The following is a 14343-nucleotide window of genomic DNA, read 5'->3' on the forward strand; positions in this document are numbered from 1 at the left end:
CTATATTAGACGCAAATAATATATATTGACAATATTTATGCCAGCTAGTGAAATAGCTGTGATTAACATAGGTTTTTAATCAAGTTCTTACTTCAAAACCACAAAATATCATTGTGTAATTAATTTGTAATATTGTCAGTTATGACATATAATATTGTCATTAAATGACAATATTATCAGGAGTTATGTCGTGTTACCTATTATTTCTGGGGAAGTTCTGACACTATTGCAGTATTTTTCAGAACCAGCCACTTTACTCAGCACCAATTATCAAATTTTAGCAGCCAATGATGCTTATAAGCGTTTATATGGTAAGGATATTTTATTAAAACATAGTCATTGCTATGAAGTTTCCCATCAATATGATAAACCTTGTGATCTATCTGGAGAAACTTGCCCATTAAAAGAAACATTAAGATCTAAAAAACCACAACATGTTTTACATTTACACCACACTCCACATGGAGAAACTCATGTAGAAGTAGAAACCTTACCTATATACAATGATGATAATGATATTATTTATTTACTTGAAATCATGCGTTGCACTAAAGTTGCTACGCCTAATGCTAAAACTAAAGGTTTATTGGGCAATAGCGCAGCTTTTAGGAAAATATTAGATTTAATTACAAGAGTGGCTGCTAGTAATGCTACGGTTTTATTATTAGGTGAATCTGGTACAGGTAAGGAAGTAGTTGCTCAAGCTATACACGGTACAAGTGCTAGAGCGCAAGAAGCATTTATACCTGTTGAATGTTCAGGTTTATCTGAAAATTTATTTGAAAGTGAATTATTTGGACATCAAAAAGGCGCATTTACTGGAGCATATAATAATAAGCAAGGTTTAGTTGAAGCAGCAAAAGGTGGAACTTTATTTCTGGATGAAATTGGAGATATTCCTTTAAGCCTTCAAGTGAAATTATTGCGTTTATTAGAAACAGGTATTTATCGGCGCGTTGGTAGCATAGAACCACAAGAAGCAAATTTTAGAGTAATTTGTGCTACACATCGTGACTTAAAACAAATGGTTGAGCAAGGGAAATTTCGTCAAGATTTGTATTATCGCATTAGTACTTTCCCTATCAAGTTACCTCCATTACGTGAACGACGTGAAGATTTACCTTTATTAATTGAAAACCAATTACAAATTATAGCTCCTAAACGTAAATTATCCTTACATAACAAAACATTATCAATATTATTACACTATGAATTTCCGGGTAATATTAGGGAATTACGCAACATTTTAGAACGCGCTAGTTTATTAACAGATCAAAATATAATTTTGCCTGAATATTTACCTGAAGAATGTAGCAAACTTACAAAAAAACTTGAAAATTCACCAGTTTCCGCAGCTATAAAGCCACTACAAAGTGTAGAACAAGAATATTTACAATGGGCAGTAAAATCTTTTGATGGTGATAAAGCAGAATTAGCTCAAAAGTTGGGCATTAGTGAACGAACTTTATATCGTAAATTGCAGAAACTTAATTGTAACATTTAATGATATTAAGGAACGTGCTTGAAATAACTTAGTCAACTTTTTAGACAAACCTGTCAGGTTTAATTGCACACATTAGTGGAAAATCCAGATGGTATGACAATTAATATCAACTCAGGGCTAGTTGGACACCGCCTGAATCAGCGGCAGGTAATAACTACTCTGTTCAAGTTAAGATTACAGATGGTATTTTATTTTCAGAGATAACTTTTTCAGTTAGTGTCGCAAGTATCACACCATTACAAACAAACACTGAAGGCAATACAGTAGCAGTAACAGAAGAAGATAGTAATCTTAAAGGTCTCTCTATTAATATAATTGATACTGGCTTGAATAGCTCAGAGATTATATTAAATAAATTGTCAGGTAGTTCCACTTCCACTATATCTAACGATAATTTGCAAGACCGTTCTATGCTTACTATTCCTGACTATATTTCACGTATTAGCGATTTTTTTATAGTTAAAGATCCTGTAGATGGAAAACTGAAAGTAAAACTTCCACTTTCTCTTTAAATGCATATATTTTAGAAGAGCGTGAAGGATACAGAATATTGAAAGCAGGTATCAATGGAGAAGGAAAGACTGTAATACACAGACCATATCAAAGGTAATAATATAACAAGCCATACAGAGATTGCATTACATATAAAAACCACCTCTAACTCAAAGCCTCTTATTATTTCAATAATAGGAAATGCTACATATGATCCAAATATGGATAACGATTCAGCATTCGAGACTGGTGGATATACAGGTTTTTTAGGCAATTCTAAGATTAACGGCAAACGACACTATCATTACAAAACTAAAGATATTACAAGATATACTTTTCCTAAAAAGACATCAGGAGAATTCTTTGTTACTTTGCTTAACCATAATGATACTGATGTATCTCTTGATAAAGCCTATTTAGATGTAAGTAGCTTATTACTTAAAAGCGGCACTTGGACAGTGCCAAAAACTGGTAACTATGAAGTTTATGGTATAGCAGCTGGTGGTATGTGGGCAGGAGATGGCGGAATTGCATATATATCAAGTAAAAATGGAAAAATTTCTAAATCTAATAGAGGTGAAGATTCACTAGCTCAATCTGGATTTGGAAAAGGTGAAAATGGTTACAATAGTGGATCTTCAATCATGCCTAAGAATTTTGGCGCAGGTGGTAATGGAGTTATCAAAATAACAATTATTTAATTTGAGTAGATTGGACTGATGCTAAATTAGACCTGACAGGTTTTAAAAACCTGTCAGGTCTTTCGTAGTCGGAAGTTAAACTACATCGAAATGGTTGGTTATAATTTGGAAAAAACTTTTGAAATTATAGATGGACTTAGACGAGCAAAAGCGGCTGATCTGGCAGGATTTCTATATTTTTTATGTTTATTTGCTATAATATCATATATATGAACTTTCTATTTAAAACAAATACAACCACATTAGTAATATGACAGCAAAAATATTAGATGGTAAAGCAATAGCGGCACAACAACGTCAACTTGTAAAAACACAAGTGGCTGCACTTAAACGCGCACCGGGTTTGGCAGTTATACGTGTTGGCGATAATCCAGCATCACAAGTTTATGTACGTCATAAACGCAATGCTTGTGCTGAAGTAGGGATTAATTCACAAGCCTTTGAATTACCTGCAAATACATCTGAAGATGAATTATTGGTATTGCTTGAAAAATTAAATAATGACAATGAAATTGATGGAATTTTGGTGCAATTACCGTTACCAGATCATATAGATAGTGATTTGGTGTTAGAACGTATCTTGCCAAAAAAAGATGTTGATGGTTTTCATCCTTATAATGTTGGACGTTTGGCTCTACGTATGCCGCTATTACGTTCATGTACGCCTAAAGGAGTCATGACATTATTGGCACATACCGACATTGACTTAACAGGTTTAGACGCTGTTATTGTTGGACAATCGAATATAGTTGGTCGTCCAATGGCATTAGAATTATTAGCAGCTCGTTGTACGATCACAGTATGTCATAGCCGTACCCGTAATTTACAAGAAAAAATTGCTAATGCAGATATTGTAGTAGCTGCTGTAGGTAAACCTAATTTTGTGAAAGGTGAATGGATTAAATCGGGCGCAATTGTGATTGATGTTGGAATTAATAGACTAGAAAATGGCAAGTTAGTTGGTGATGTAGAATTTGAAGCGGCTTCTGAACGCGCAAGTTGGATAACTCCAGTGCCGGGTGGAGTTGGTCCAATGACTGTAGCCACTTTATTGGAAAATACTTTACAGGCTGGTCAGGGATAAATTACCCCAAATTTATTATTTCTACGTCATTGGTTTTTGGGGCGATGTAAGTTACTCTTTTGCCTTCTAAGGAGCTTAGTTGTCCAAGTTGACTTGACCATTTTACTGTATCTGCTCCTCTTGCTTGTAAAGATGCAGTTTCACCGATTTTTCTGTATAAGCTTGAGCATTCAATGGGGTTTTCCAAAAAACAGAACTTAAATGACCTGCTGGAATTCGCCATTTATATTTTCACTTCAATTGAAGTATTGATAAAAACCAAAGTTAGTGTCATGTAACACACCATCTTTATCTTGCCAAGTCCATTTAAATGGTTCTGTTCCACCTACTACTTTGATTTTTTTCATTTTGAAACTCCTTATATAAGAACTAATGATAAATAGCAAAAAAATCCGTTTATTCCGTAAATCCGTTGTACTAAATAGAGTTAAATAGTCAAATGTTGGGTTACTAGAGTTAATGTTGTTATATGGTTAATATTTTTCATGAAGTACAACGGATTATGGAGATAAGTGTGTTACTTCTTTCATATAATGATATAATTACTAATTATATACTGATGTTACGCATTGAACTTCCCGCCCCCCCTGAAAGGGGCAACTGAGAAAATTGACAGGAATCGGGGTGCGTAACATCAGTTGTTTTACTATTGGTAAATTGTATATTATAAATAATAATATACTTAAAGCTACCTATCATTCTCATATAAGTGACACTACAGGAAAGCTTATTTTGGAAACAAAATTTTTTTGAAAGTCATGCAGTTAATGGATTTTCGATTTAAATAGGTATATACTATTAGTATATCTTTTTAAAAAGGGTCTTTTTATGTTAAAGCAAACTATATTAGCAATCATTCTTATGCTTTCCACTGAAGTAACGTTTGCCGCAGTTACATTATTAAATTCAAGCTTTTTAGGTTCAAAAGAGTTTGAAATCACTCATGCTCTTGCTATCGCAGATAATGGTGATGTTATAGTCGCTTTACGAACCAATTCACCAAATTATTCTATTCCAGCAGGGGCTTATTTAAATACATATCAAGGAAATTTTGATGCATTAATTGTTAGATTAGATGCGAATCTAACACAATTACGCGCCGCTACATATTTTGGTGGAAATGGTGATGATACTATTCAAGCTCTAACTATCGCGCCAAATGGCGACATTATAGTAGCTGGCATCACTCGTTCTTCTGATTTTCCAGTGACGGATGGAGCATATTCAAGACATAAAGGTAAAGCAGATAGTTTTATTGCAAGATTCGATGCTAATTTAACTAAGTTGCATAGTGCTAGTTTATTAGGTGGTAATAATGAGGATTATATTAGAGCAATTGCAGTTGCAGAAAACGGAGATATAGTAGTGGCAGGATGGACTGGTTCTGTTGATTTTCCTACTACTGAAGGGGCTTATATGAAACAATATCAAGGTAGCTCATATGGAGATGGTTTTATTGCTCGATTAGATGCTAATTTAACACAATTACGTGCTGCAAGCTTTTTAGGTGGTAGTAACGGTGATTTTATTAATACGCTTGCTATTGATAACAATGGAGAGGTTGTAGTAGCTGGTAAAACTTGGTCTGTTAATTTTCCTACCACCGAGAATGCTTATTTAGGTAAATCTGATGATAATGCAGAAGCTTTTATTGCGAGATTGGATCCAAATTTTAGCCAATTAGTGGCTGCAAGCTTTCTTGGTGGTGGAAAAAATCCTGATAATACTGATTCTACGGATGAGATTAAAACTTTAATTATTGGTCCAAACTCTGAAATTATTGTAGCAGGTTCGACCAAATCATTAAATTTTCCAACAACCGAAGCTGCTTATTTGACTAAGTCTCCAGATAGAACTAATGGTTTTGTAGCTAAATTTAATTCACAACTATCTCAATTAGAAGCAGCTACTTTATTACAGGTTGAAGTTATTAATAGTTTGGGTTTAGCTGCAAGTGGTGAAATCGTGGTAGCTGGTAAAACTATTTCAGCACACTTTCCAAATACAGAAGGAGGGCAAGCTCAGGGTGGATTTGAAGGTTTTGTGACTAGTTTTGATAATAAACTTAGTGAGTTGCATAGTTCAATATTTGTTGGTGGCAAAGAGTATGATGAAGTTACCCATCTTGCTATAACGTCTGCGAATCAAGTGTTTGCCATAGGATGGACAAACTCACCTGAATTTGTTACTACAAAAGGTGCTTATTTAGAACAATTTCAAGGTGGTAATTATGGTGATGCTTTTGTTGCCTCATTTGAGGGTATAGTAGAAAAAGCTATTATTAATACTAATATTTCCCCTTTAGAATTTGTAGGAATAAAACCAAGTTATGCCATTGGTGAAAAGATGAATATAGATTTAAAGGTAAAATTTTTTCCAAATTCTATTTGTGAGCGTGCTGACTTGTGGCTGGCTTTGAGGCTACCTAATGGACCTATTTTCTATCGAGATAATAGTGGAGTTAATATATTTAATTTACTCCCAGTAGCTTTTCAGACAGATATTAAGAATAAAATAGAGACTAATTATCATATTTTAAAAGATATTCCAGTAATACCTGAACTAGCTGGTGAATATACTTTTTATGCTTTTTTTAATTTAGAAGGTAAGGGTATTGATAATTGGATGGATACGCTATGTTCGGAAATTGTTCGTGTAAAAATTAGTTTAGTCTTGTGATAAAATACTAGAATTTAGTGTTGATACCACTTGTTAAATGATCTCATTGAAAAATTATCGGTTGAGGATGCTCAGCGATTCAAAGCAATTGAACGTACCACTAATGGGTAAATTGAATGGACTCTCCAGCTTGCCTCACGGTAATGCAGTTGCTTTCAACTATAAAGTTATGGCATACTTTAACAGGGAGTTTCACCATGCTGATGAACCGCCTTAGTGGTCGTACCCTGTCAGTTGTAAATTACTATCTTTTGATTTTATAGTGTATTATTTGTCGCTAAAGGCGATTTGTTGACCATTTTTAATATTTGTTTTTTATTAGAATCTAAAAGATTGTTATCATTTGCTTCCGATCTGCGATTGCCCCATGCTGCATAAAGATAGTCTAAATGCTTTTCTAAGGATTGATTAGATGATAATTGTTCAATTAGGGTTGCCCGTTTATCAGAATTAACCGCTTCTGGTTTCCTTTTTATCAGTTGTAACAAGTTAATAGGTTTTAGTGCAAATTTAAGTAATATATCTTGCGATTCTTCTTGTAAGGCACCATTCTCATATTTGCTAAGAGTTCTTTCTTTCCAACCTAGCAAACTATTGAATTCTTTTTGAGTTAATCCATATTGTTCACGCCAATTGCGAATTTCTTCAGGTTGTAACAAGTTATGACGACGGCGATATTCACGATAAGCTTCATCTAAGGCATCATGTCCAAGACTACTGGTAAATGCTTGTCCGCAGGTAGCAGTTACTACCACAACTAAAATATTATCCCATATTTCGTAGATAATACGATAATCCCCCACTCGAATACGATAACGATTTTCATAACTTTGCAGCTTTATAGCACCATGTGGACATGGATTATTAGCTAAAGCTTTTAAACTCTCCTGTGTTTCAAGATCATCTATTCTGGCTTTAAGTTGTACCTCATGGCAAATGATAATATAGTGCATTATAAATCTATATCACAAATAAATCAAACCTGACAGGTTTTAAAAACCTGTCAGGTTTAATAGTTAATGTTAAAACGGCAATTCTAAATTACTATCTATAGCCAATAATTGCTCACTAAACTGTTTTTGTATTCTGCTTAGTGCAGCTTCATTATCGGCTTCAAAGCGAAATACTAAGCATGGTGTGGTATTAGATGGGCGTACTAATCCCCAAGCATCTTCAAAGTCTGCTCGTAAGCCGTCAATAGTGGTTACTTTTGCTCCTTCAAATTTGAAGCTGTTTGCAATTTTGTCCATGAATTCATAATGTTCTCCAAATTCTTTAAATTCTAATTTTATTTCTGGAGTATTAACTGCATCTGGTAAGCTTGCAAATACTTCTTCCGGGGCGCGGCTGTCTTTTGATAATATTTCTAATAATCTAGCAGCAGTATATAAAGCATCATCAAAACCATACCAGCGTTCTTTAAAGAAAATATGACCGCTCATTTCTCCGCCTAATAAAGCTCCACTCTGTTTCATTTCTGATTTTATAAATGAGTGCCCTGTTTTCCACATTTTAGGCTTACCGCCGGCTTTAGAAATAGCATTAGGTAAATGGCGACTACATTTTACATCAAAAATAATTTCTGCTCCGGGATGACGACCTAATAAGTCAGTAGCATATAAAATCATTTGGCGATCTGGCCAAATTACACGCCCTTGTTTATCTACTACTCCTAAGCGATCTCCATCTCCATCAAAAGCTAATCCGATGTCAGCGTCTTCTGTTTTTACTGTCTTAATCAAGTCATCTAAATTTTTTAGAACACTAGGATCAGGGTGATGATTAGGGAAAGTTCCATCAACTTCAGTATATAATTCAACTACTTCACATCCTAACTTTTTAATTAGGTCAGGAACCATGACTCCTGCTACACCATTACCGCAATCAATTACTACTTTAAATGGACGCTCTAATTTAATATCACTAGTAATACGTGAAATATAATCATTATAAAGATCAGCCGTAGTTCGTGATCCGTTTCCTGTGACTAAATCACCTGTATCTATACGTTTTTTCAGACCTTGAATCGTATCTCCTGATAAGGTGTTTCCTGCAATCATCATCTTTAAACCATTATAATTAGCAGGATTATGACTACCAGTCAGCATAACACCAGTACCAGTATTCAAAAAATTAGTAGCAAAATACAATACTGGTGTAGGTACCATACCAATATCTATAACTTCACGCCCAGCCATTTCTAAACCGGTAATTAAAGCTTCTATTAAAGATGGACCAGATAAGCGTCCATCGCGTGCAACAACAACTTTAGCTTGATTTTGTGCAGCGGCTTCACTACCAATAGCTTGACCAACTTGTGTCACAATTTCAGGTGTTAAAGATTCTCCAACGATTCCGCGAATATCGTAGGCTTTAAAAATAGACATATTGCATTTCCTTTAAATTAAACTGCCACTGAGGCTTTTATATGTGGATGACTTTGATAATTAATTATTTCAAAGTCTTCAAATTTATAGCTAAAAATATCAGTAGGTTTATCTTTTATAATTAGTTGTGGTAATTCATAAGTTTGACGACTTAATTGTAATTTCACTTGTTCTATATGATTTAAATATAAGTGTACATCGCCACCTGTCCAAATAAATTCTCCGACTTCCAAATCACATTGTTCTGCAACTAAATGTGTTAATAAAGCATAACTAGCAATGTTAAATGGCACACCTATAAAAAAATCAGCACTACGTTGGTATAGTTGACAAGAAAGCTTACCCTTAGCTACATAGAATTGAAATAATAAATGACATGGCGGTAAAGCCATATTTTCAATTTCAGCAACATTCCATGCAGACACAATTAAGCGTCTGGAATCAGGATTAGTTTTAATATCAGTAATTAATTGACTAATTTGATCAATAGATTGATCATCGCAAGTGGGCCATGATCGCCATTGAGAACCATAAACTGGTCCCAAGTCTCCTTTTTCATCTGCCCACGCATCCCAAATATGTACATTATTATCAACTAGGTACTGAATATTAGTTTCGCCCTTTAAAAACCATAACAACTCATAAATTATACTGCGACTATGAAGTTTCTTAGTAGTTAAAAGAGGGAAACCTTGCGATAAATCAAAGCGCATTTGTGGTCCAAAAAGTGACAAGGTACCAGTACCGGTTCTATCATCTTTTTGAACGCCATGCTCTAAAATTTGTTGCATTAAACTTAAATATTGTCTCATTACTTTAAACAGAGTTACTTAATTTAATGTTAATTAATTGTTTATGAATGGTGGGTAGAGCGATAGCGATACGAAGTCAGCGAAGCTAAACCCACCATTCAGACTATTAAATTAAAATCACATTTGTTTTAAATGCACATCTTGTTGAGGATATGGCATCTTTATGCCTGCCTCTTTGAAGCTATCCCAAATAGCAAATAAGATTTTAGATTGCAGCTCGAAAGCATTGGTATTCCTTTGATCAATAAAATAATTAATACGAAACTTGACTTGATATTCGGCAAATTCCGATAAGAATACTTTATAACTAGGCTCGCTGATAATTTCAGAAAATTGATCTAGCACTGATTTAATAATTTTTTCAGCGGCATAAGGATCGTCTTCATAACTAATACTAACATTGAAATGTTTACGTAATATCTGATCAGAATGATTGCGGTTAATTAGATGACCATTAAGCAATTCAGAATTTGGAATTATGACATCTTCACGATCAGGTGTAATAATACTGACATTATTTATTCCAATTCTTGACACATTACCTTCATCATCGCCAATTTTTATATAGTCGCCAGTTTTTAATGGGCGTTGCATTAATAATAAAAGCCCACTGATAAAGTTACTAGCAATATGTTGTAATCCAAATCCTATACCAATACCTAAAGCACCAGCAAATACCGCTAATGTTGTGGGATCTATCCCTAATACTTGTAATGTTACTAAAAATCCAAGTGCGATAATAGTATATTGTGTAAATACTGATAAACTTTGTCGTACTCCTTCATCAGCGAAATTAGCAAATAACCATTGTTCTGCTAGTTTGCGTGACCAATGAGCTAGCCAAAATACTATGATAAGTGTAAAAATTCCTAATAAAGCAGTACCTAGTGTCATGTTTTGATTTTCACTTACTGAAAATAAGGAAAAATCTAAAATTTGTTTAAGCTTATCCTGCACCGCGACATCTGATGACCATCCTGTTATTGAAAATAATATAAATAGTGCTAAAACAAATATACTAATATTTAGGATTTGAGATGTTAAAGGTATTAATACTTGTTTTAATAAATTATTGTTTGCAGAAGTTTTACAATGCAAAAATTTAATCAATGAATTAACAATTCCACCCGCTACCATCCAAACAATTAATACTGCTAAAAATATACTTAATTGTTTCGCAATTGTCCATCCTAAATTGATATAACCAATTAAACCAGTTATTGCAATTACTAAAATGAAGAATGGTAATACTAAAGTAGTTAGACGAATTACTAATACCCAATGAGCTTCTGTGGTTTCGGGTAATGATTTCATAATCAATGAGCTGATACGTATTAGCGGCAATACTATTAAAGATAGTAATATCATAAATATACTATCAATAAAATCTAGCATATTTAGGGATAATATTATTGTATTAGCCTCATCTTTGATATGTGCTAATGCAGTGATAATGCTTAATATTGTTAAAACAATTATAATCCAGCGTAGTTGTCGGTAGAGTTTTGGTTGTTGATGAATAATAAATTTTCTAAGTAAGAGAATTAATAATATTATTATTACAAGTATTAAGCTTACACTTTGCCATGCTACTTTAAATTGTTCTATGAAAAAATCTGGTAAGGTTTTTATTTCTCTAAGAAAAGCATTCCATTCATTGGTATTAGAAGGCAAGGTTCTAGGTTTAGATAATAATAAACGTAAATTGCTTTTATAAGCACTTTGCAATGAAGCTTGTACTTTTTCGCCAGTTTCTAATAATTTAGGCAATTGTTTTGATTCGGTTGCTAAACTTTTCCTGAGTTGGATTAAAACTCGTTGTGCTTTTTTCTTATATCTTAATTCTTGACGACTTAAATCATCGCTACGTTTTTTTAATAATTTATCTTGTTTATCTAAGATAGATAATTTTTGTTGTAAAAAACTTTGTGAATTATTAACTTCTTTTAATAAGATATTAACTTTTTCAATTAAAGCATTTGTCTCTGTTAATTGAGTTTCAGAAATATCTGTTGCAGCCTTGCGGGTTTTCGCGATATTTTGCCATTGTGATAATTGTTGTTGTCGATGTTTATTTTTAAATAAACGTACAACTTGTTGTGCTAATTCATTTTGTTGTTGTAATTGTAGATTTAATAAATCAGCTTGTACTGAATCGCTATCAGCGAGTTTATTTAATTGCCAACGAAATGTAGCAGCAATAGATAGATAATGCTGTTGTTTTTGTTCCATCTCGCGTTCGACGGCTTGTTGATAGTATTTGGGATAAAAGGCTTGTAATTTATCATACCAAGTCATAGCAAGTTTTAAACGTTTTTCGGCTTGTTGAATACGTTGAAGAAGAATATCAATTTGTTGTTGTTCTAAATCTAATTTCTTTTGTTTTAATTTTATTTTATGTTCGCGTTCTAAAATTCTGGCTTCATGTATTGCTAATTGTTCATCAGTAACTGGCTTATTACGAAATTCTTCTAATTGTGTTTGTCGTTGAGATAGTTTTTGAGTTTGTTTTTCAAAATGAGCTTGAGAGCTTTGACGTTCTAAAGCTAGATTATTGAGTTCAACTTCTACTCTATCTTTTTCTAAGGCAGATTTTTCTAAGATCTTAGTTAGAGTGTCTAAATTGACTTGTATGGTTTCTAAATTGGAAATTTCATTAGGTAAATTTTCTTGTGCTTGCTGCAAACGTTCTTGTTTTCGTTCTAAGGTTGTTTTAGCAGCTAAGATAGCTTGTTCTTGTTCAGCAACTAAGCTTTGTTGATTAGCAATTTTTAATTGACTATGCCAATTAATAGCAAAAACAGTTCGTTTAATCGCGATTTCCATTCTGGAATTAATTAATTCCAATAATTTTTTATTAAGATCAACGATCTTAGTTTGTATTAAAATCGCTTGTGATATTTTTTGTTCTTGAAGTGTGGTAAGAACCTGTTGTTCTGCCTCAAGATTAATTTTTTGACGCTCTAAACGTAAAGCTTTGCGTTTGTCATTAGCCTTTTGTCTTTCAGAAGCGGCTTTTTTTAACAGTGATTGACTAAGTTTTCTCTTTTGCCAAATTCGCTCTTGAATTAAGAAAGTAGTTTCTTCTGTTTTTAATAATCTTTGTTGTTGATGAATACGTCGTTTATGTTTTTTTAGTGACTGTATTGTCACATTTTTCAGAATTTCTTCTAAGTGTTTCGCCTCCTCATTAGAAGAGGAATTTATATCTGGTTCTGCATAAGCAGTATTTATGATTAGATAAAGTATAAGTAAGTAATATTTCATATATATGTTCCTAAAAATTATTAATAATTTATGTTAAATAATCTTAACGATAAGCTTTACTACGATGAATAATTTGTAAAATGTTTACAACTTGTTCGGTCTCAAATACTTCATAAATGATTCGCCAATCACCTACCCTACAACGATAAAGTCCAGTTAAAATACCTTTTAATGGCTTGGTATTAGGATGTTTATATGGATTTTGACGTAAACGATCAAAACAACGATTTAAACGTCGTGCTAGATTAACATCAGCTTTCTTATAAAGCTTTTCTGCATCTTGATCTAGTCTTAATTCATACATTGCGTTTAATATCTTCATAACGAACAAATTTTCCAGATTGCATTCGCTGTTTAGACTGTTCTATGGCATCCACTATGCCCGGCATTTCTAATAATTCTTCAGTAGCATATTGTTCAATTTCTTTTAAGTATTGAACAAGTGCTTCCCAAATTGGAAAATCAAGCTGTGCTGCTTTTTTATTACCTTTTGTATCTACTACAAATTGTACTTTATCAATAACTTCAGTTAGCATCATAATGACCTCTTAATTAAGTAATATTTCATATCAGTTCATAACTTAATAGTATCACGATTCAGTGCTTTTTCGATTGTTATTTTTATTATTTTAATTTATGTGCAGACATAGTTTTTAAATAAGCAATGAGATCATCAATTTGTTGCTCTCGATTTTCCATATTGGGAAATGCTGGCATTCTCCTATAAGGAGAAACACTCAATGGATTACGGATTAATTTTTTCAGTTGCTCTTCTTCCATATATTCTGTCACATTGATAGGATAGTTTAAATCTATCATTTTTTTGCCACCATCTCCATTAATTGAATGACAATTCATACAAAAGTTTTTAAAAACTATAAATCCGCGCTTAGTTGGCGCGTTGCTATTTGCTGGGGGTGACACTTTAGGGAATTTTTCAGCAAATGTCACAAATTCAATTGCTATAACTTGATAGGGCCATAATTTAGCGTCAAATATATTATCCCAAATTAAATAAAATGGTCCCAATTGGGCTTGCTCTTTATTTTGAAGATAATTAATAATTTGAAAATTAGTCCTATTAGTTTTTTGATAAGCTAAAAAGCTATTATGTTGAAGGAAAGTTTTAACTGGAATGGAAGATTGATAACCATCATTAGCAGTAAATAAAACTTGTTCATGTTTTTGCCAAGACTTACCAAATAAATGATCGAACAAAGCATTAACCGAAATCGCAGAAAATTGCATCAATTTCTGTTCATGAGGTTCTAAAACGGTGACATTTGTAGGTGGAACAATAGCTTTCATAGTGCTGAGTTTGACTATCATTCCCTTGTCTTTGAAGCTTAGTTGAGCTTCACTTTGTGCTTGAGGTGCTACTAATAATAATAAGAAAAGTATAAGATTTTTTTTCATA

At 33.0% G+C, this 14343-nt stretch carries 13 protein-coding genes; 4 read left to right on the top strand and 9 right to left on the bottom strand.

Annotation, left to right across the window (positions count from 1 at the left end):
* Positions 1-190 precede the first annotated feature (190 nt).
* Complete coding sequence (locus BHU68_RS03000) at positions 191-1504, top strand: sigma-54 interaction domain-containing protein (protein WP_216092617.1); 1314 nt, start codon at positions 191-193, stop codon at positions 1502-1504.
* A 163-nt stretch (positions 1505-1667) separates the two neighbouring features.
* Here the strand turns inward: BHU68_RS03000 and BHU68_RS16835 are convergent, their stop codons facing one another.
* Entirely contained in the window at positions 1668-1883 is a 216-nt protein-coding gene (locus BHU68_RS16835; RefSeq protein WP_141698789.1) for a hypothetical protein, read from the bottom strand.
* Positions 1884-2217: 334 nt separating this feature from the next.
* Here BHU68_RS16835 and BHU68_RS03005 point away from each other — a divergent pair, with 334 nt between their 5' ends.
* Both BHU68_RS03005 and folD read left to right on the top strand, forming a co-directional pair.
* The gene (locus BHU68_RS03005) at positions 2218-2697 is read left to right on the top strand and encodes a hypothetical protein (protein WP_069470509.1); all 480 of its coding nucleotides are present in this window, start codon (positions 2218-2220) and stop codon (positions 2695-2697) included.
* Positions 2698-2947: 250 nt separating this feature from the next.
* Positions 2948-3781, top strand: coding sequence for a bifunctional methylenetetrahydrofolate dehydrogenase/methenyltetrahydrofolate cyclohydrolase FolD (gene folD / locus BHU68_RS03010; RefSeq protein ID WP_069470508.1), 834 nt, complete (start codon positions 2948-2950; stop codon positions 3779-3781).
* Between the two features lies 1 nt (position 3782).
* On the opposite strand, the gene BHU68_RS03015 is transcribed toward folD, so the two are convergent.
* Positions 3783-3968: a hypothetical protein gene (locus BHU68_RS03015; protein WP_141698899.1), complete on the bottom strand. Its 186-nt coding sequence runs from the start codon at positions 3966-3968 to the stop codon at positions 3783-3785.
* A gap of 641 nt (positions 3969-4609) precedes the next feature.
* Here BHU68_RS03015 and BHU68_RS03020 point away from each other — a divergent pair.
* The gene (locus BHU68_RS03020; protein WP_069470506.1) at positions 4610-6460 is read left to right on the top strand and encodes a hypothetical protein; all 1851 of its coding nucleotides are present in this window, start codon (positions 4610-4612) and stop codon (positions 6458-6460) included.
* Between the two features lie 257 nt (positions 6461-6717).
* Here the strand turns inward: BHU68_RS03020 and BHU68_RS03025 are convergent, their stop codons facing one another.
* The 7 genes from BHU68_RS03025 to BHU68_RS03055 form a co-directional block, all read right to left on the bottom strand.
* Complete coding sequence (locus tag BHU68_RS03025) at positions 6718-7413, bottom strand: type II toxin-antitoxin system MqsA family antitoxin (protein WP_069470505.1); 696 nt, start codon at positions 7411-7413, stop codon at positions 6718-6720.
* Positions 7414-7482: 69 nt separating this feature from the next.
* Entirely contained in the window at positions 7483-8847 is a 1365-nt protein-coding gene (locus tag BHU68_RS03030; RefSeq protein WP_069470504.1) for a phosphomannomutase/phosphoglucomutase, read from the bottom strand.
* A 17-nt stretch (positions 8848-8864) separates the two neighbouring features.
* Entirely contained in the window at positions 8865-9659 is a 795-nt protein-coding gene (locus BHU68_RS03035; protein WP_069470503.1) for a thymidylate synthase, read from the bottom strand.
* A 117-nt stretch (positions 9660-9776) separates the two neighbouring features.
* Positions 9777-12926 carry a mechanosensitive ion channel domain-containing protein gene (locus tag BHU68_RS03040; RefSeq protein ID WP_069470502.1) on the bottom strand — a complete coding sequence of 1050 codons (3150 nt, stop codon included), beginning with the start codon at positions 12924-12926 and terminating at the stop codon, positions 9777-9779.
* A 43-nt stretch (positions 12927-12969) separates the two neighbouring features.
* Positions 12970-13230 (bottom strand): type II toxin-antitoxin system RelE family toxin, encoded by a 261-nt coding sequence (locus tag BHU68_RS03045; protein WP_069470501.1) that lies wholly within the window; start codon positions 13228-13230, stop codon positions 12970-12972.
* On the bottom strand, positions 13223-13465 hold the full coding sequence (locus tag BHU68_RS03050; RefSeq protein WP_069472799.1) for a hypothetical protein: 243 nt from the start codon (positions 13463-13465) through the stop codon (positions 13223-13225). Before BHU68_RS03050 ends, BHU68_RS03045 begins: the two co-directional genes overlap by 8 nt.
* A gap of 85 nt (positions 13466-13550) precedes the next feature.
* On the bottom strand, positions 13551-14342 hold the full coding sequence (locus BHU68_RS03055; RefSeq protein ID WP_069470499.1) for a c-type cytochrome: 792 nt from the start codon (positions 14340-14342) through the stop codon (positions 13551-13553).
* Position 14343: the final 1 nt, after the last annotated feature.

Origin of the sequence: Candidatus Marithrix sp. Canyon 246 (assembly GCF_001723685.1) — a bacterium.
Taxonomy (GTDB): domain Bacteria; phylum Pseudomonadota; class Gammaproteobacteria; order Beggiatoales; family Beggiatoaceae; genus Marithrix.

Excerpts from the sequence above, each read along its gene's own strand:
- BHU68_RS03020 (WP_069470506.1), top strand. The coding sequence starts at position 4,610 with ATGTTAAAGCAAACTATATTAGCAATCATTCTTATGCTTTCCACTGAA.
- BHU68_RS03025 (WP_069470505.1), bottom strand. The coding sequence starts at position 7,413 with ATGCACTATATTATCATTTGCCATGAGGTACAACTTAAAGCCAGAATA.
- BHU68_RS03050 (WP_069472799.1), bottom strand. The coding sequence starts at position 13,465 with ATGATGCTAACTGAAGTTATTGATAAAGTACAATTTGTAGTAGATACA.
- BHU68_RS03045 (WP_069470501.1), bottom strand. The coding sequence starts at position 13,230 with ATGTATGAATTAAGACTAGATCAAGATGCAGAAAAGCTTTATAAGAAA.
- folD (WP_069470508.1), top strand. The coding sequence starts at position 2,948 with ATGACAGCAAAAATATTAGATGGTAAAGCAATAGCGGCACAACAACGT.
- BHU68_RS03055 (WP_069470499.1), bottom strand. The coding sequence starts at position 14,342 with ATGAAAAAAAATCTTATACTTTTCTTATTATTATTAGTAGCACCTCAA.
- BHU68_RS03030 (WP_069470504.1), bottom strand. The coding sequence starts at position 8,847 with ATGTCTATTTTTAAAGCCTACGATATTCGCGGAATCGTTGGAGAATCT.
- BHU68_RS03035 (WP_069470503.1), bottom strand. The coding sequence starts at position 9,659 with ATGAGACAATATTTAAGTTTAATGCAACAAATTTTAGAGCATGGCGTT.
- BHU68_RS03040 (WP_069470502.1), bottom strand. The coding sequence starts at position 12,926 with ATGAAATATTACTTACTTATACTTTATCTAATCATAAATACTGCTTAT.
- BHU68_RS03005 (WP_069470509.1), top strand. The coding sequence starts at position 2,218 with ATGGATAACGATTCAGCATTCGAGACTGGTGGATATACAGGTTTTTTA.